Origin of the sequence: Variovorax sp. 350MFTsu5.1 (genome assembly GCF_048302515.1) — a bacterium.
Classification (GTDB): domain Bacteria; phylum Pseudomonadota; class Gammaproteobacteria; order Burkholderiales; family Burkholderiaceae_C; genus Variovorax; species Variovorax guangxiensis.
On the sequence record NZ_CP157620.1, the window covers coordinates 6610152 to 6627676 of the forward strand.

The 17525-nt window shown below is 68.3% G+C and carries 17 protein-coding genes; 8 read left to right on the forward strand and 9 right to left on the reverse strand.

All coding sequences use genetic code 11. The annotated features are described in order from the left end of the window. Window positions 1-7: 7 nt before the first annotated feature. Genes ABL843_RS30200 through ABL843_RS30215 form a run of 4 tightly spaced genes read left to right on the forward strand, consistent with a single transcriptional unit; the run spans window position 8 to window position 3849 of the window. The gene (locus ABL843_RS30200) at window positions 8-1660 is read left to right on the forward strand and encodes an FAD-dependent oxidoreductase (RefSeq protein ID WP_418118428.1); all 1653 of its coding nucleotides are present in this window, start codon (window positions 8-10) and stop codon (window positions 1658-1660) included. Continuing rightward, window positions 1657-1869 (forward strand): DUF2783 domain-containing protein, encoded by a 213-nt coding sequence (locus tag ABL843_RS30205; protein ID WP_019653909.1) that lies wholly within the window; start codon window positions 1657-1659, stop codon window positions 1867-1869. Before ABL843_RS30200 ends, ABL843_RS30205 begins: the two co-directional genes overlap by 4 nt. Beyond that, on the forward strand, window positions 1866-2831 hold the full coding sequence (locus ABL843_RS30210; protein ID WP_184639453.1) for an MBL fold metallo-hydrolase: 966 nt from the start codon (window positions 1866-1868) through the stop codon (window positions 2829-2831). Before ABL843_RS30205 ends, ABL843_RS30210 begins: the two co-directional genes overlap by 4 nt. Before the next feature lie 40 nt (window positions 2832-2871). After that, complete coding sequence (locus tag ABL843_RS30215; RefSeq protein WP_418118429.1) at window positions 2872-3849, forward strand: Bug family tripartite tricarboxylate transporter substrate binding protein; 978 nt, start codon at window positions 2872-2874, stop codon at window positions 3847-3849. Between the two features lie 4 nt (window positions 3850-3853). Here the strand turns inward: ABL843_RS30215 and ABL843_RS30220 are convergent, their stop codons facing one another. The 5 genes from ABL843_RS30220 to def are packed head-to-tail and all read right to left on the reverse strand — an operon-like array spanning window position 3854 to window position 6939. After that, entirely contained in the window at window positions 3854-4165 is a 312-nt protein-coding gene (locus ABL843_RS30220) for an AzlD domain-containing protein (RefSeq protein ID WP_126021278.1), read from the reverse strand. Between the two features lie 32 nt (window positions 4166-4197). Beyond that, on the reverse strand, window positions 4198-4938 hold the full coding sequence (locus tag ABL843_RS30225; RefSeq protein ID WP_184639450.1) for an AzlC family ABC transporter permease: 741 nt from the start codon (window positions 4936-4938) through the stop codon (window positions 4198-4200). Then, a complete protein-coding gene (gene fmt / locus ABL843_RS30230) occupies window positions 4938-5903 on the reverse strand; it encodes a methionyl-tRNA formyltransferase (RefSeq protein ID WP_418118430.1) in 966 nt (321 codons plus the stop codon). Before fmt ends, ABL843_RS30225 begins: the two co-directional genes overlap by 1 nt. Continuing rightward, window positions 5900-6415 (reverse strand): hypothetical protein, encoded by a 516-nt coding sequence (locus ABL843_RS30235; protein ID WP_369662506.1) that lies wholly within the window; start codon window positions 6413-6415, stop codon window positions 5900-5902. The genes fmt and ABL843_RS30235 overlap by 4 nt, the downstream gene beginning before the upstream one ends. 5 nt (window positions 6416-6420) lie before the next feature. Continuing rightward, window positions 6421-6939 (reverse strand): peptide deformylase, encoded by a 519-nt coding sequence (def, locus tag ABL843_RS30240; protein WP_126021118.1) that lies wholly within the window; start codon window positions 6937-6939, stop codon window positions 6421-6423. 158 nt (window positions 6940-7097) lie between these two features. On the opposite strand from def, the gene ABL843_RS30245 reads away from it, so the two are divergent. The 3 genes from ABL843_RS30245 to ABL843_RS30255 are packed head-to-tail and all read left to right on the forward strand — an operon-like array spanning window position 7098 to window position 10063. Continuing rightward, window positions 7098-8315 carry a LysM peptidoglycan-binding domain-containing protein gene (locus tag ABL843_RS30245; RefSeq protein WP_184639442.1) on the forward strand — a complete coding sequence of 406 codons (1218 nt, stop codon included), beginning with the start codon at window positions 7098-7100 and terminating at the stop codon, window positions 8313-8315. Between the two features lie 34 nt (window positions 8316-8349). After that, the gene (dprA, locus tag ABL843_RS30250) at window positions 8350-9510 is read left to right on the forward strand and encodes a DNA-processing protein DprA (protein WP_418118431.1); all 1161 of its coding nucleotides are present in this window, start codon (window positions 8350-8352) and stop codon (window positions 9508-9510) included. Window positions 9511-9544: 34 nt separating this feature from the next. After that, a complete protein-coding gene (locus tag ABL843_RS30255; RefSeq protein ID WP_126021113.1) occupies window positions 9545-10063 on the forward strand; it encodes a DUF494 family protein in 519 nt (172 codons plus the stop codon). Between the two features lie 115 nt (window positions 10064-10178). On the opposite strand, the gene ABL843_RS30260 is transcribed toward ABL843_RS30255, so the two are convergent. The 4 genes from ABL843_RS30260 to yajC all read right to left on the reverse strand — a co-directional run bounded on the left by ABL843_RS30260 (window position 10179) and on the right by yajC (window position 16052). After that, window positions 10179-12623: a DUF1631 family protein gene (locus ABL843_RS30260; protein WP_418118432.1), complete on the reverse strand. Its 2445-nt coding sequence runs from the start codon at window positions 12621-12623 to the stop codon at window positions 10179-10181. Between the two features lie 159 nt (window positions 12624-12782). Next, complete coding sequence (secF, locus tag ABL843_RS30265) at window positions 12783-13736, reverse strand: protein translocase subunit SecF (RefSeq protein ID WP_126021111.1); 954 nt, start codon at window positions 13734-13736, stop codon at window positions 12783-12785. Between the two features lie 24 nt (window positions 13737-13760). Further along, window positions 13761-15644, reverse strand: a complete 1884-nt coding sequence (secD, locus tag ABL843_RS30270; RefSeq protein WP_418118433.1) for a protein translocase subunit SecD — start codon at window positions 15642-15644, stop codon at window positions 13761-13763. A 78-nt stretch (window positions 15645-15722) separates the two neighbouring features. Then, window positions 15723-16052 (reverse strand): preprotein translocase subunit YajC, encoded by a 330-nt coding sequence (gene yajC, locus ABL843_RS30275; RefSeq protein ID WP_093196024.1) that lies wholly within the window; start codon window positions 16050-16052, stop codon window positions 15723-15725. A gap of 363 nt (window positions 16053-16415) precedes the next feature. Here yajC and ABL843_RS30280 point away from each other — a divergent pair, with 363 nt between their 5' ends. After that, on the forward strand, window positions 16416-17504 hold the full coding sequence (locus ABL843_RS30280; protein ID WP_418118434.1) for a PDDEXK nuclease domain-containing protein: 1089 nt from the start codon (window positions 16416-16418) through the stop codon (window positions 17502-17504). Window positions 17505-17525: the final 21 nt, after the last annotated feature.

The window sequence follows — 17525 nt, forward strand, 5'->3', positions numbered from 1 at the left end:
AGCCACCATGGAAAACTTCGCTTTCGCCCCGGCCTACGAGCTGCCGGTCTGGCCCTTCACGCCACCGCCCGAGCTGGGCAGCAAGGCCATCACGCGCCACCCCATCGTGATCGTCGGCGCCGGCCCCTCGGGCCTCACGCTGGCCTGCGACCTCGCGCAGCGCGGCGTGCGCGCCGTGCTGCTGGACGAGGACGACACCGTCGGCGTGCGCGGCGCGTCGTCGCGCGGCATCTGCTACGCGCAGAAGAGCCTGGAGATCTTCGAGCGCCTGGGCATCTACGAGCGCATCGCTGCCAAGGGCATCACCTGGTCGTTCGGACGCACCTTCTCGGGCGAGCACGAGGTCTACAACTTCAACCTGCAGGCCAACAGCGTTTCGAAGCAGCCGCCCTTCATCAACCTGCAGCAGTTCTACGTCGAGTGGTTCCTGGTCGACCGCATCGTCGAGCTGGGGCTGACCGACCTGCGCTGGAAGAATCGCGTCACGCGCGTGGAGCAGTTGGCCGACGGCGTGCGGCTGGAAGTCGAGACGCCCGCAGGCAGCTACACCATCGAGGCCGACCGGCTGATCGACGCCACCGGCGCCAACAGCGCGATCCGCACGCAGATGGGCATCGACGCGCACTCCTCGCGCAGCACCGACCGCTGGTGCATCAGCGACGTGCGCTTCAGCAAGCCGCTGCCCACCGAGCGCTGGACCTGGGTGGACGCGCCCTTCAACGAAGGCCGCGGCGTGTGGCAGCACCTGATGGCCGACGGCGTGTGGCGCATCGACTACCAGATGCCCGAGGACTGCGACACCGCCTACATCAGCAAACCCGAAGTGGCGGGCGCGCGGCTGCGCGAGCAACTCGGGCCGGACGTGGAGTTCGAGTTCGTCTGGATCGGCCCCTATGGCTACCGAGACCACCTGCTCGACAGCTTCCGCCACGGCCGCGTGTTCTTCATCGGCGACGCGGCGCACGTGGTGAGCCCCTTCGGCGCGCGCGGCGGCAACAGCGGCATCCAGGACGCGGCCAACCTGGGCTGGAAGCTCGCGCTCGTCACGCAGGGCAGGGCCGGCGACGCGCTGCTCGACAGCTACGACGCCGAGCGCCAGCCCGCCGCGAAGCAGAACCTGCAGGTCACGAGCCGCTCGGCGCGCTTCCTCGCGCCGCGCTCGCCGGCCGAGCACACGCTGCGCCGCGCGGTGGTGGCGCTGGCGGCGCGCCACCCGTTCGCGCGGGCGCTGGTGAACACCGGCCGCATGTCGGTCGCCAACGACTATCCGCCCGCACCGCTGCTGCCAGAGGGCGCGCGCTCGGTGCAGAACCTGCCACTGCGCTGGGCCGATGGCTGCGAGACCACGCTGATGCAGCTGCTGGCCGAAGGCACCGAGTGCATCGGCCTGTGGTTCGCGCCGACACGCCAGCAGGCAGGAGCGGCGCTCGATGCCATCGCGTCGCTGCCGCTGCGCCTGCTGGCGGTAGGTGGCGACAGCAGTCTGCCCACGCTGCAGGCCGACGAGAAGCTCGCGAACCATCTCGGCGCAGGCGACGCAGGCAGCTTCGTCCTCGTGCGCCCCGACGCCTACCGGGCCGCCGTGCTGCCGGGCGCCACGCCCGAAGCCATCGCCACCGCCGTGCGCACCGCACTGGCCGCCAACGAGCGCAACCCATGATCACCGAGCCCCGCATCCCCGACCCCGACGGCTTCTACGCCGCACTGCTCGCCGCCCACGAGGGCCGCAGCGAGGCGCAGAGCGCCGACCTCAACGCCCGCCTCGTGCTGCTGCTGGCCAACCAGTGCGCCGACCAGGACGTGCTGCTCGCCTGCATCCGTGCGGCGGCCGAAGAAGAACCCACGACGACGGACCACGACACCCCATGACCACGAGCGTTTCCTTCGCCTCCGCCTCCGACACCCGCGAGCAGAAGCCCCGGCTGCAGGAGCTCGGCCCCGGCGCCTACGGCTACATCAGCGACTTCGATCCCAATTGCGGCTTCGTCGTCGGCGACGACCACGTGGTGCTGATCGACACCCGCCCCACGCCGCGCATGGCGCGCGACTTCCTGGCCGCCATCCGCACGGTGACCGACAAGCCCATCCGCACCATCGTGCTCACGCACTACCACGCGGTGCGGGTGATGGGCGCGAGCGCGTTCGACGAGGTGCGCGACATCGTCGCGAGCAGCGGCACGCTCTACTGGATCCGCACGCGCGGGCAGGCCGACTTCGACTCGGAGGTCGGCCGCTTTCCGCGCCTGTTCGCGGGCGTGGAAGAGATACCGGGCCTGACCATGCCCACGAAGGTCTTCGACCGCGAGATGACGCTGCCGCTGGGCGGCGGCCGCGAGCTGCGGCTGATGTCGCTGGGCCGCGGCCATTCGGGCGGCGACGCGGTCGCGTGGCTGGCCGACTGCGGCGTGCTCTTTTCCGGCGACGTGGTCGAGAACCGCTGCGGCGTGTATGCGGGCGACGCCTACATCGGCGACTGGGCCGGCACGCTCGATGCAGTGGCGGCACTCAAGCCGCGCGTGCTGGTGCCCGGCCGCGGCGCGGTGCTGCAGGACGAGGCCGCGTGCGCCGAGGCCATCGGCCTCACCAAGGCATTCCTCTCGACGCTGCTGGAAAGCGTGAAGGCCGGCATCGCGGCCGGCGAAACGCTCAAGGGCTGCTTCGCGCGCGCCGAGGCGGCGATGACGCCGCGCTTCGGCGACTGGCCCGTGTTCCAGCACGTGCTGCCCTTCGATGTCTCGCGCGCCTACGACGAGCTGCGCGGCGTCGAGCACCCGGTGGTGTGGACCGCCGAGCGCGACCGCGAGCTGTGGCAGGTCCTGCGCGGCGAGTGAGCTGAAGCTATTTCAAAACAAGCAACGGAGACAAGAGACGATGAAGCGATTCCTTCTTCCCCTGCTGGCCTCGGCCTTCGCGCTGGCCACCGCAGCCACTGCCTCGGCACAACCGGCGGCCTACCCCACCCAGCCGATCAAGTGGATCGTGCCCTACGTGGCCGGCGGCGGCACCGACAACCTCGCGCGCACGCTGGCCGAGGCGATGCAGCCGTCGCTGGGGCAGCCGCTCATCATCGACAACCGGCCGGGCGCCTCCACCAACATCGGCGTGGGCGTGATGATGCAGGCCAGGCCCGACGGCTACACCATCATGCAGGCGGAGAACGCCGCGCTGCTCTTCAACGAGCACATGTTCGCCAGGCTGCCCTACAAGCCCGCGAGCGACTTCACCTACATCGGCACCATCGGCCGCTTCCCGGTGGCGCTGGTGGTGCACCCGGACTTCCCCGCGAAGAACGTGGCGGAGTTCGTGCGCTACGTGAAGGCCAACCCCGACAAGGTGAGCTACGCCTCGCCCGGCAACGGATCGCCGCACCACATGGCGATGGAGCTCTTCAAGCAGAAGGCCGGGCTGACGATCACGCACGTGCCGTACAAGGGCGCCGCGCCGGCCATGACCGACGTGATGGGCGGCCAGGTGCCGACGATGATGCTGGACCTGGCCTCGGGCCTGCCGATCATCAAGTCGGGCAAGGTGCGGGTGCTGGCCATTGCGCTGCCGCAGCGCGCGGGCGCCCTGCCCGAGGTGCCGACCTTCGTCGAGGCCGGCTTCCCCGACGTCAACGCCTACGCCTTCCACGGCCTGATCGGCCCGGCCGGCATGCCGCCGGAAGCGGTGGCGCGGCTCAACGCCGAACTGCACAAGGCGATGAAGGCGCCGAAGGTGGTCAAGCTGTTCGCGGACTTCGGCTTCGAGGCGCTGCCCGGAACGCCGCAGGACTTCTACAGGCTGTCTCGCGCGGAGAGCGAGCGCTGGGGCAACATCATCAAGACGGCCGGCGTCAAACTCGATTGATCGCCTACCAGCCCAGCCCCAGGTGCAGCGGCAGGTACACCGCCATGCCCGCGAGCATCGTGCCCAGCACGCCGCGCCGCCAGTAGAAGTACGCGGCGCCGACCACCGCCGCGTACAGGCGAGCGTCGTGCAGCGTGGTGATGAGGTGGCCCTGCGTCATGACGATCTCGGGCGCGATCACGCCCGCGAGCGCGGCGGCCGGCGCGTAGTGCAGCGCGCGGTGCGCCCACTCGGGCAGGCCCCAGGGCCGGTCGAGGATGAAGAAGAAGCAGCGCGTGAGCACGGTGACCAGGGCCAGGCCGACGATCACGGCCATGGTCCACCAGTCGGTGGTTGCGGCCGCGGCGCTCACTTGTCGTCCTCCGCGTTCGGGTCGAGCCCGAGCTGCTTCTCGAGCCAGAAGCACAGCAGCACCGCCACGCCGATGGCGACCACGATGTTGAGCTTGAGCGGCAGCGCGTAGGCAGCGACCGCCGTGGCGCCCGCGATCAGCGCGGCCAGCACGCGCAGGCGCGTCGTGGCCATCGAGCACACGATGGCGACCAGGCTCAGCACGCCCGCGAAGCTCAGGCCCCACGTCTGGGGAATGAAGTTGGCCAGCGCGATGCCCACCAGGCTCATGCCCATCCAGGCGCACCAGGTGACGAAGTAGTTGCCGGTGAGGTAGGCCTCCTGCGCCTGCTGCTCGGCCACGGTCAGCGGCGGCTTGGGGTACTTCTTGGTGAAGAGCGCGTAGCTCATGTCGGCCGTGAGGTAGCCGTGCACCATGCGGCGCCAGCGCGGCATGTGCATGAGGTAGGGCCGCAGGTGCAGGCTGAACACCACGAAGCGCAGGTTGACGCAGAAGCCGGTGGCCAGGATCACCCAGGCCGGCGCCCCGGCGAAGAGCAGCGGAATGGCCGCCAGCTGCGAACTACCCGCGTAGACCAAGAGCGTCATCGCCACCGCCTCGATCAGGCTCATGTTCGACTTGACCATGGCCACCCCGGTCATGAGCCCCCAGGCGCCGATGCCCAGCGCCACAGGGGTCATATCGCGCACGCCGACCCGGAATTCGGGGCGGCCGCGGATGCTTTGCGAGAGGAACATCAGCCGAACGCCTGCCCGGGCTTCAGGTCGAAGCCGTGCAGGAAGGCGGTCACAGGCAGGCGCTTGCCGCCGGGCCGCTGCAGTTCAGTGAGGACGACGGCCGATCCGTCGGCCGCTGCCACCTTGACGCCGGCCGGGTCGACGGCCAGGATGGTGCCCGGCGCGGCCGAAGAACCCGCCGGGGCCTTTTCGGCGCGGGCCGCCCAGAGCTTGATGGTCTCGCCGTCGAGCGGGCTGTTGGCGCCCGGGAACGGGTCGAAGGCCAGCACGCGGCGCACGATGGCGTCGGCGGGCTGGCTCCAGTCGACCTGCGCCTCGTGCTTCTCGACCTTGCTGGCGTAGGTGACGCCTTCGGCCGGCTGCGGCGTGCGGGTGAGCGTGCCGATGCGCGCGAGCGCCTCGACGATCATCTTTCCGCCGAGCTCGGCCAGGCGATCGTGCAGGCGGGCGGTGTTGTCGCCCGTGCCGATGTCGACGGCCTCGCGCAGCAGCATGTCGCCGGTGTCGAGGCCGGCGTCCATCTGCATGATGGTGATGCCGGTCTGTGCGTCGCCCGCCTCGATGGCGCGGTGGATCGGCGCCGCGCCGCGCCAGCGCGGCAGCAGGCTCGCATGGATGTTCAGGCAGCCGTGCGCCGGCAGGTCGAGCACCCACTGCGGCAGGATCAGGCCGTAGGCGGCGACCACCATCACGTCCGGCTTCAGCGCGAGCAGGGTGTCGCGCGCGGCGGAGGCCTCGTCGGGGTACTTGCCGTCCAGGCGCAGGCTGCGCGGCTGGGCCACGGGCCAGCCGTTGGCGACTGCGCACTGCTTGACGGGAGAAGCCTGCAGCTTCATGCCGCGGCCGGCGGGGCGGTCGGGCTGGCTCATCACCAGCACGACCTCATGGCCGACGGCGGCGATGGCCTCCAGCGCGACGCGCGCGAACTCGGGCGTGCCCGCGAAGACGACTCTGAGGCGGCTCAATCCCGGATCCGATCGAACTCGAGATCGTCCCCCGTGTGGTAGCGCCGGACCACGCCGGTCGGGTCGATGTAGATGTACAGCATGCGGCGCTCGTTCACGGCCTTGTAGCGCCAGGTCCAGACGGCGCCATCGAAGGAGCTGACGCGGGTGATCTCATAGGGCCGGCCGTAGAAGGCCATCACGTCGTTCTGGCGCCACTGGTTGACCTTGATGTCCTGGCCGAAGCGCGCCTCGCTGAGCACCTGCGTCACCGAGACCACCTTGCCCGAAGAATCGACGTCGATATCGACCACCTCGAAGCCGGCCGGCATGCGCGAGTACTGCAGCCGCTCGCCGCCGCCCGTGAGCGGATAGCGGCCAGTGGGCGCGCCCAGTCGCTGAAGGGTGTCGGCGGCGGTGGTGCCGGGCTGGATGCGGGTGGGTTCGCTGGCGCAGCCGGCAAGAAACCCCAGGCTCGCGGCCGCGAGAAGTGCCAGCGCCGCGAGGGAGCCGGAGCGCCGGCCTGCGTTCATGGGGTTCAAGCCCGCTCCCGCATTTCTTCGCGCTGCTGCTTCAGCAGCTTGCTCTTGATGCGGTTGCGCTTCAGGGGGGAGAGGTATTCGACGAACACCTTGCCCAGCAGGTGGTCGAGTTCGTGCTGGATGCACACGGCCAGCAGGCCTTCGGCTTCGATGGTGCGCGTCTCGCCGTTCTCGTCGAGCGCCTGCACCTTCACCGAGGTGGAGCGCAGCACGCCGTCGTAGATGCCGGGCACCGAGAGGCAGCCCTCCTCGTTCACGACCTTTTCTTCGCTGGCCCAGGTGATTTCGGGGTTGATCAGCACGATGGGCTGGTTACGCTCTTCGGACACGTCGATGACGACGAGGCGCTCGTGCACGTCGATCTGGGTCGCGGCAAGGCCGATGCCGTTGGCGTCGTACATGGTCTCCAGCATGTCGGCGACCAGCGTCTTGATGCGCGCGTCGACGCCCTGCACCGGCTTGGCCACGGTGTGCAGGCGCTTGTCCGGGTAACTCAGAATGTTTCGTTTGGCCATGAAATCGGGGGAAAGTTGTGGCTATTTTCGCCAATTCCGCGACGACACGCGGCTCCGGAGCCCGAAAACGTTGCCCTCCCAAGGGCTTCAGCGCAGAATTCGTAGCAAATTGTGAGATTCGTATGCGCAGCGATACGTCGCGCGCTCACCCATCAGACATGAAAAAGCTCAGACTCACCGACCGCCAGCGCCCCTCCTTCCTTGCCACGCTGACAGCCCTGGCGGTGATCGGCAGTTGCGGCGCCACGACGGCCTGGGCTCAGAACTACCCCATCACGCCGCAGCAGCGCGCCACCGCCCAGCAGACCGCCCAGGCCGGCGTGCCGCTGAGCGAACTGTCGCCCAAGGCGCCCGACGAATACACCGTGAAGTCGGGCGACACGCTCTGGGCCATCTCCCGCCTCTACCTGCTGCGCCCCTGGCGCTGGCCGGAACTGTGGGGCATGAACATCAATGAAATCGCCAATCCGCACCGGATCTACCCCGGCCAGGTGCTCTACCTGGACAAGAGCGGCGGCCGCGCCCGCCTGACCACCCGCCGCGGCGGCGTCAGCGGCGACGGCGGAACCATCAAGCTGTCACCCCGCACCCGTTTCGACTCGCTGGCCGGCATGGCGCTGCCCACGCTCAACCCGAGCATCATCGAGCCCTTCCTGAGCGAGCCCATCGTGGTGGACGCCGGCACGCTCGATGCCGCACCGCGCATCGTGGCCGGCAACGACAGCCGCGTGCTGCTGTCGCGCGGCGACCGGGCCTATGCCCGCGGCACCGCCGAGGCGCCGCTGGTCGAGGTGCCGGGCCCCGTGCAGAACTTCCGCATCTTCCGCAATGCCACGCCGCTGAAGGACCCGGGCACGGGCGAGATCCTCGGCTACGAGGCGCAGTACCTGGGCAAGGCCCGCCTGCAGCGCGGCGAATCGACCACCGTCGAGACGGTCGAGGACAAGGACGTCATCACCGTCGTGCCCGCCAGCATCGACATCATCGCCTCGCGCGAGGAAATGCGCGCCGGCGACCGCCTGCTGCCCGAGCCCCCGCGCCAGCTGCTGAGCTACGTGCCTCGCGCGCCGTCCACGCAGGTCGAGGGACGCATCATCTCGGTCTACGGCAACGCGGTGCAGTTCGCGGCGCAGAACCAGGTGGTGGCCATCAACAAGGGCACGCGCGACGGCGTCGACAACGGGCACGTGCTGGCCATCCTGAAGAACGGCGAGACCATCCTCGACCGCACCGGCGCGCGCAAGGAAACCATCAAGCTGCCCAACGAGCGAATCGGCCTGCTGATGGTCTTCCGCACCTTCGAGAAGGTCTCCTACGCGCTGGTGCTCGAAATCAACGACACTCCGCGCGCCGGCGACTTCCTCGTCAATCCCTGACCCGCGACCCCGGCCTTTCTTCTCTCACACTCGATTGGAACGCGCAGAACTCGCAGGCTGGCTGCGGCTTTCGCTGACGCCCGGCATCGGCGATGGTGCCGCGCGCCGCCTGCTCGCGGCCTTCGGGCTGCCCGAGCGAATCTTCAGCCAGCCAGACGCCGCCTTGCGCGAGGTCGTCTCGCACGCACAGGCCGAGGCGCTCGCGCAGCCGCCCAACGGCCTGCAGGCGCAGATCGATCTCACCTGGCAATGGCTGCAGGCGGGCGACGACAAGGTCTCGCGCCGCGTCGTCACGCTCGGCGACGCCGGCTACCCGGCCTCCCTGCTCGAAATGGCCGACCCGCCGCTGATGCTCTACGTGCTCGGCGCCATCGGCTTCGACCTCACGCAGCTCGGCCACAGCATCGCCGTCGTGGGCAGCCGCAACCCGACGCCGCAGGGCGCGACCAATGCGCGCAGCTTCGGGCGCGCGCTCGGCGAAGCGGGGCTTCCCGTGGTGTCGGGGCTGGCGCTGGGCGTGGACGGCGCGGCGCACCAGGGAGCGCTCGATGCGGCAGGCGACGCGCCCGTGCTCGCGACAGTGGCCGTGGTGGGCACCGGGCTCGATCGCGTCTACCCCGCGCGGCATCGCGACCTTGCGCACCGCATCACGCTGCAGGGGCTGATCGTGAGCGAGCTGCCGCTGGGCACGCCGCCGCTCACGCAGAATTTTCCGAAGCGCAACCGCCTGATCGCCGGGCTGGCGCGCGGCACGCTGGTGGTCGAGGCCGCGCTGCAGTCGGGCTCGCTGATCACCGCGCGGCTCACCTCGGAGCAGGGCAAGGAAGTGTTCGCGATCCCCGGCTCGATCCACTCTCCGCAATCGCGCGGCTGCCATGCGCTGATCCGCCAGGGCGCGAAGCTCGTGGAATCGGTGAACGACATCCTCGAAGAGCTGCCGCCGCTCCACGCACCTCGCACTGCCTCGGCCTCGCCCCTCTACGGCAACGCGACGGGCGTGGCCGCTGCATCTTCTTCATCGCCGGAAGACCCGCTGCTGGAGGTCCTCGGTTTCGAACCGGCGAGCCTCGACGCGCTCAGCGCACGCACCGGCTGGGGCGCCGCCGAGCTGCAGGCGAAGATGCTCGAGCTCGAACTGGACGGGCATGTGTCCCGGTTGCCCGGCGGTCTCTTCCAGCGCGTGGCTTCCACCTAGTTGGCATTGCATGAACGTCGGCTATATTGGGCCCATGTTCGAAGTGCTTGTTTTTGTCTACGAAAACTACTGGCGCGGCGACGCCTGCCCCGAACCCGAGCAACTGGGCCGCAAGCTCAGCGCCCATGGATTCGAGGCAGAAGAGATCCGCGAAGCCCTTCACTGGCTCGACGGCCTCAGCCTTGCGACGCAAGGCCTGCAGATCGAACGCAGCCCCGACGACGAGGCCATCGCCACCGTCGTGATCGGGGGCAGGCCCGAAGCGGCGCTGCCGCAATCGGGCAACGCGATGCGCATCTACTCCCAGGCCGAGCAGGACCACCTCGGCGCCGAGTGCCTCGGCTTCATCCGCTTTCTCGAATCGTCGGACGTGCTGCCCTGCGGGCTGCGCGAGATCGTCGTCGAGCGCGCGATGGCTGCGCCGGGCGATCCGGTCGCGCTCGACGAGCTGAAGATCATCGTGCTGATGGTGCACTGGAGCACCGGCATCGAGCCCGATGCACTGGTGCTCGACGAGCTGTGCGAAAGCCGCGAAGGCCGCACCGCGCATTAGGCTCGCCCCCAGGCTGCGCGGCACTTCGTGTCCGCTACGCCCCCCTACCAGGGGCAGCACCTGAGGCCCGGCAGAGCCGGTTCCTCGGTGTTCCGCGAAAACAGCCGCGCATCAGTTAGTTCAGAAGGCGCTCCGGATTTGCATCGAGCTTCGCCAGCGCCTCGCGCGTGGCGCGCACCGTGAGCGTTTCTTCTTCCGCCGGCACCAGCAGGCCGGCCTGCAGATAGGCCGCAAGACGCCCGGCCTGGATCAGGAAGCTGCGGCCGTCGCCCGAAGCGAACAGGTGCAACTGCTTGCGGTCGCTGCGCCAGACGAACTGCACCTGGCTCACGCGGTCGTTGTGGTCGAGCATGAACCAGTTGCCCACCTGCAGTTCGTGCGCCCAGGCGATCATGTCCTCGGGCACCTTGGCGCCTGCGGTGTCGGGAATGACCTCGATGGACGCGGCATCCACGCCCAGCAGCAGCTCGATGCTGTGCGCGTCCAGCGGCAGGTCGGCGGTGCCGCCGACGTCGCTCACGAAGTCTTCCAGATGCGCCAGCCGCTCGGCCATGGCCTCGATCTTGGCCTGCGGGATCGCCTCGGTCTTCGACATGAAGGCATCCGACAGCGTGGCGCCGATGGTCTTGATGTGCGCTTCCTGCGGCTCGTCGACGATGCCCAGCAGCGCCATGCCCTGGCGCAGGCGCTGCAGCAGCTGCGGCAGGTCCTGGATCACGCGGGCGCGGTCGGTGCGGTTGGGCTTGGCGCTCGCGGCCCACACCAGCTCGGAGGCCACTCGCTTGAGCATCACGGTCTGCTCGCCCTGCGCGCCGTAGCGCAGCGCGGCGATGGCCAGCACCTCGGCCCAGATCTTGAAGAGAAACTCCCGGATCTCGTCGCGCACCGGCATGTCGTTCAACATCTTGCGCAGCTCGATGGTGTACTGGATCGCCATCGTCTCCTTCTGCTCGACCTGCTGCGCCACGCTCATCACGCGCTGCGTGGTGTCGCTCTGCGTCAGGTAGCGGTTGAGGAAGGCGACGAATTCGTCGAACACCAGCTTGAACACGCGCTGGCCGGTCTCGGGGTACTGCTCGATGACCTGCACCACGCGGCGGATCTCGCCTTCGAGCGCACTGCCGGTGATGGCGGCAGCATCGAAGCCCATGACGCACGAGCCCATGCGGTCGATCAGCATGCGCGCGGGGTGCTGCAGGGTGCCGAAGAACTCGGGCTCGGCGATGGCCACGCGCAGCACCGGCATCTGCAGGCGCGCGAACCACACGCGCGCCGAGAACGGAATGCGCTCCTCGGCCAGGATGGCCTGGAACATCAGCGCGACGATCTCGACGGTGGCCTTGTCGGCTGTGGTCGGCGCGCGCTTCTTGAGCTCCGCCGTGCGCCGGCGAAGGTCGACGGCCGTCTGCTGCATCAGCGTGGCCTGCTCGGCCGCGCCTTCCATGTACTGCGTGGCGGCCATCCGGTAGGCGGCTTCGGCCTCGGCGATGGCGCCGGCGAATGTCCGGGAGAAGGCACGCGGCGCCGGGCTGACGCCGCCGCCGACCTGGTTGCCCGGCTGGCTGCCGGGACTCATGGTGCGGCCTTCCGCGCCGACGGCCTGGAACGCGCCACCGGCGGCGCCCGGGTCGCCGCCGATGCGGGCGGTGACGAAACGCTTGAGGCTCAGCAGCGCGGTCTGCGCACGCTGCCGCGCGATCATCAAAGGCGAACCGCCGGTGGTTGTCGTGGTGGTGGTAGTGGGAGCCCCGCCCGGCACGGAGAACTGTTGCTGCTGGCCTTCGAATCCGAAGCCGGGCCGCTGCACGGCCTGGGGTTGGGCCTGGGATTGGGCCTGGTGTACGGCCGGCACGCCGCCGTCCATCGGTGCGGCACCCGATCCGCCGCCGGTGCCGCCCGTGCCCGCGGCATTGCCCGTGCGCCGGACAAAGCTCTTGAGGTCGATCTCCGGCATCACGCCGTTGGCGATCAGATAGGCGTTGGCGCTCTCGTAGGCCTTGACGATCACGTCGACCAGGCCCTGCTGCACCGTGTCCTGCACGCGAGTCCAGAGGCCCCGGCTCAGGCCGGCCGCGAGCCATTGCTCGACCAGCAGCTTGGCCAGCGTCTCGGGCTTGAGCACGTCCTTGGAGTCGAGCTCGGTGGTGCCTTCGAGATGCTGGATGCGCAGGCGCAGGTCGCTGAGTTCGAAGCTGGCCTTGTCGTGGATGAGCTGCGCGAGGCGCGAGGAGAGGATGTTGCTTTCCACCACCTCGTCGCCGATCAGCTCCAGGCGCAGCGCCGAGGGCAGGGTGCCCGTGCCGCCGGAGCTGGCGGCCAGCGCCTTGCGCCAGCCAGCCTGGCTGAGGGTCACCCACTGGGTGGCCTGCCCCTGGAAGGCGACGAAGTCGTCGCGGTTGTCCTGCATGGAGCGGGCGGTGCCGGCCTCGGTGGATAGCGTGGTCAGCCGGTCCCGGATCGCGCGCGCCAGCGGGGCGATGGCGCCTTCCGTGGCCGAGACGAAACGCTCACGCGTCTCGCGTGCGAGCTGCAGGGAAGAAGCGGACCGCGCAATGCTCATTGAAAGGTCGGAAGGGCCAGGGTAGTCGATTCGTTGGCGACAACCGGAGCTTGCATCGGGACGGGCCGCCGCACAAGTGTGGAGATTGCCCGGCGTTGCATGCGAACCGCGGCGGTTGCCGCCGCGGTCGCCCTGGGTTGTCGAACCCTGGAGTATCCGTCAGACGACGGCGCCGGCGTTCGGGTCGTCCTCGGAGCCGCCGTCGCGCTTGGTCGGGCCGCCCTTGACCAGGTCCTCGCGCTTCACGCCGAGCCACATGGCGATGGCCGCCGCCACGAAGGCCGACGAGTAGATGCCGAAGCAGATGCCGATGGTCAGCGCCAGGGCGAAGTAGTGCAGCGTCGGGCCGCCGAAGAAGAACATCGACAGCACCACCAGCTGCGTGGAGCCGTGGGTGATGATGGTCCGGCTGATGGTCGAGGTGATCGCGTTGTCGATGATCTCGGTGGTCGACATCTTGCGGTAGCGGCGGAAGTTCTCGCGGATGCGGTCGAAGATCACGACCGACTCGTTCACCGAGTAGCCCAGCACCGCCAGCACCGCCGCCAGCACCGCCAGCGAGAACTCCCACTGGAAGAAGGCGAAGAAGCCCAGGATGATCACCACGTCGTGCAGGTTGGCCAGCACGGTAGCCAGCGCGAACTTCCACTCGAAGCGGAACGCCAGGTAGATCATGATGCCGACGACCACCATGCCCAGCGCCTTCAGGCCGTTGGTGGTGAGCTCGTCGCCGACCTGCGGGCCGACGAATTCGTTGCTGCGCAGCTCCACCGAGGGGTCGGCCGCCTTCAGCGAGTCCATCACCTCGGCGCTCTGCTGGGCGGAGGTCACGCCCTTCTTCACCGGCAGGCGGATCTGCACCGACTTGCCGAAGCTCTGCACCTGCACTTCGGTGTAGCCCAGCTTGCCGACGATGTCGCGTACCTTGCCGACGTCGGCCGACTGGTTGTAGGCGACTTCCATCACCGTGCCGCCGGTGAACTCCACCGACAGGTGCAGCCCGCGGTGGAACAGGAAGAACACCGCCAGCGCGAACGTGACGACGGAGACGATGTTCAGCACCAGCGCGTGGCGCATGAACGGAATGGTCTTGTGGATGCGGAAGAATTCCATGGCTGTGCGTCCTTCTTCTGCCGCTTACTTGGTTTCGGCCGCGGCCGTGCCGTCGGTCGAGGGGCGCCACACCGTACCGATGGACACCGACTTGAGCTTCTTCTTCTGGCCGTACCAGAAGTTCACGAGGCCGCGCGAGAAGAACACGGCCGAGAACATCGAGGTGACGATGCCGATGCAGTGCACCACCGCGAAGCCGCGCACCGGGCCCGAGCCGAAGGCCAGCAGTGCGATACCCGCGATCAGCGTGGTCACGTTGGAGTCCAGGATGGTGCCCCAGGCGCGTTCGTAGCCCGCGTGGATCGCCGCCTGCGGCGACGCCCCGTTGCGCAGTTCCTCGCGCACGCGCTCATTGATCAGCACGTTGGAGTCGATCGCCACGCCGATGGCCAGCGCCATGGCCGCGATGCCCGGCAGCGTGAGCGTGGCCTGCAGGATCGAGAGGATGGCCACCAGCAGCAGCAGGTTGACGGCCAGCGCGATCGACGAGAACAGGCCGAACAGCGCGTAGTAGATGCACATGAACACCATGATCGCGGCGAAGCCGTACATCACGCTGTCGAAGCCCTTCTTGATGTTCTCTGCGCCCTGCGTCGGGCCGATGGTGCGTTCCTGGATGATTTCCATGGGCGCGGCCAGCGAGCCGGCGCGCAGCAGCAGCGCGAGGTCGTTGGCCTCGGCCACGCTCATCGAGCCCGAGACCTGGAAGCGGTTGCCCAGTTCGCCGTTGATCGAGGGAGCCGTGAGCACTTCGCCCTTGCCCTTCTCGAAGATCAGCATGGCCATGCGCTTCTTGTAGTTCTCGCGGCTGACGTCACGCATGATGGTGCCGCCCTTGGAGTCCATGGTCAGGTCGACCTTGGGCTGGTTGCTCTGCTGGTCGAAGCCGGGCTGGGCGTCGGTGAGGTTCTCGCCGGTGACCAGCACCTGCTTCTTCACGATCACAGGGCGACCCGAGCGGTCGAGGAACTTCTCGGAGCCGAAGGGCACCGGGCCGCCGCTCAGTTCGGCGGCGCGGCCTTCGGCGCTTTCGTCCACCAGGCGCATCTCGAGCGTGGCGGTGCGGCCGATGATTCGCTTGGCCTGGGCCGGGTCCTGCATGCCGGGCAGCTGCACCACGATGCGGTCGATGCCCTGCTGCTGGATCACGGGTTCGGCCACGCCGAGTTCGTTGATCCGGTTGTGCAGCGTGGTCACGTTCTGCTTGAGCGCCGCGTCCTGGAAGCGGCGGGCCGCCTCGGGCTTGATGCTCGCCACGATGCGCCATTCGCTGCCCTGCTGGGTCTCGACGGTGCTCAGGTCGGGCATCTGGTCCTGGATCAGGCGCCGGGCGATCTCGACGCTGTCGGCGTCGCGCAGCGTGATCTCCACGCTCTGGCCGTTGCGGTTCACGGCGCTGCCGCGCACCTTCTTCTCGCGCAGGCCCATGCGGATGTCGCCGGCGAAGGACTCGGCCTTCTTGTCGAGCACGCCGCGCATGTCGACCTGCAGCAGGAAGTCGACGCCGCCGCGCAGGTCGAGGCCCAGGTACATCGGGAAGGCGTGCAGCGCTGTCAGCCACGAGGGCGAGCGCGACACGAGGTTGAGCGCCACCGTGTATGAAGCGTCGTCGGCGTCGGGCACCAGCGCCTGCTGGAGCGTGTCGCGCGCCTTGATCTGGTCGTCGGTGGTCGCGAAGCGGGCGCGCACCGCGGTGGGTTCGAGGGTCAGCAGGTCGGGCGTGAGGCCCGCCGTCTTGAGCAGCCCCTCCACCTTGGCCTGGGTCGACGCGTCGATCTTGACGGTCGACTTGGCTGCCGACACCTGCACCGCAGGCGCCTCACCGAAGAAATTGGGGAGGGCGTAGATGAGCCCCACGAGCAGCACGACCACGATGATCGCGTACTTCCAGACCGGGTAACGGTTCATGAGAAAGCGCTTTTTCTGAAACGGAACACGGCGTGAATTGGGGCCCCGCGCCCGAAGGCGCAAGGTCAGCTCACGCCTTTATTTGACGGTGCCCTTGGGCAGGACCTGCACCACCGCGCTGCGCTGGATCTTGATCTCGACGCCGTTGGCGATCTCGAGGCCCAGGTACTGGTCGTTCAGCGAGGTGATCTTGCCGAGCAGGCCGCCGGCGGTGGCGACTTCGTCGCCCTTGGCGAGCGCCTCGATCATGGCGCGGGCTTCCTTCTGGCGCTTCATCTGGGGCCGGATCATGACGAAGTACAGCACCACGAACATCAGCACCAGCGGCAGCATGCTGCCGAGCGAGGACATCATGTCGCCGCCGCCTGCAGCGGGCGCGGTCTGGGCGAAAGCAGAGGAAATGAACAAGAGAGTCTCCAGCAGAGGGAAGAGAAAGAAAACGTGTGGGAGCGCGGGCCACGCCCGCGGTTCCTTGGGGTTCGCGGCCACGCGGGATGCGGGTGCGCCAAGTCAAAGCGCGGCGGGGCCTGGCCGCGCACAGCACCGGGCATTGTATTCGGCGCGGATGGCCGCCCGGAGCGCTTATCCGGCGCGGCGGGGAGGGCTTTCACTCAGCTTCCGGGCGCCGCAATTGCTACATATTCGATAGCAACTGCCGCGAATATCACCGGCTTTCGTATCTTTTCCGGACTCCGCCGCATTGCGCGGGGAAGCCGGGATCTTCAGCGCCGGACAATTCCCGCCGCACCACCCGAAAAGCAAGGAGCCTTCATGAGCAAGCGCAACAGCTTGACGACAGCCAGCGCCACACCGGCGCTTCACAAGGAGCCACGCGCCCTCCTCGCGGACCTGCGGCAATTGATCGAGCAGGCCCGGCAGGCGGCCATCGCCTCCGTGAACGCGGGGATGACGCTCATGTACTGGCGCATCGGCCAGCGCATTCGCACCGAAGTGCTGGGAGGCCGGCGCGCCGGCTACGGAGAAGAAATTGTCGCAACGCTGTCACGACAATTGGCGAGCGACTACGGCCGCGGCTTCGAAGAGAAAAACCTCCGGCGCATGGTGCAGTTCGCCGAGGTGTTCCCGTCCGAGCAAATTGTCGTACCGCTGGTGCGACATTTGAGCTGGACGCACTTTCTGGCCCTGCTGCCGGTCAAGGACCCGCTCGCGCGGGACTTCTATGCACAGATGTGCCAGCTGGAAAGCTGGAGCGTTCGTACGCTGCGTGAGCGCATCGGCTCGCTGCTCTACGAGCGCACTGCGGTGTCGCGCCAGCCCGACGTGCTGATCCGCCAGGAAATCGACGAGCTTCAGCGCCAGAACTCCACCGAGCCGGCACTGCTGCTGAAAGATCCTTATGTGCTCGACTTCCTGGGCCTGCAGGACCGCCACCTGGAGAAGGATCTCGAGGACGCCATCTTGCGCGAGTTGGAAAGCTTTCTGCTCGAGCTCGGGGCAGGCTTCAGCTTTGTCGCCCGGCAACGGCGCATCCAGCTCGACAACGACGATTTCTACATCGACCTGCTCTTCTACAACCGCAAGCTGCGCCGGCTGGTGGCGATCGAGCTGAAGCTGGGCGAATTCCGCGCCGAGTACAAGGGGCAGATGGAGCTCTACCTGCGCTGGCTGGCCCGTCACGACCAGGAGCCGGGCGACGCGCCTCCGCTCGGCATCATTCTTTGCACCGGCAAGAAGCAGGAACAGATCGAACTGCTCGAGCTGGACAAGTCAGGCATCCACGTGGCGGAATACCTCACCGTCCTGCCGCCTCGCGAAGTGTTCGAACAGAAGATCCACGGCGCCCTGGTGGCCGCACGCGCCCGGCTGGACGGCCGGCTCGCCGACAACCAGTCCGACTGAGCCGGCCTCCTGCGATCCTGG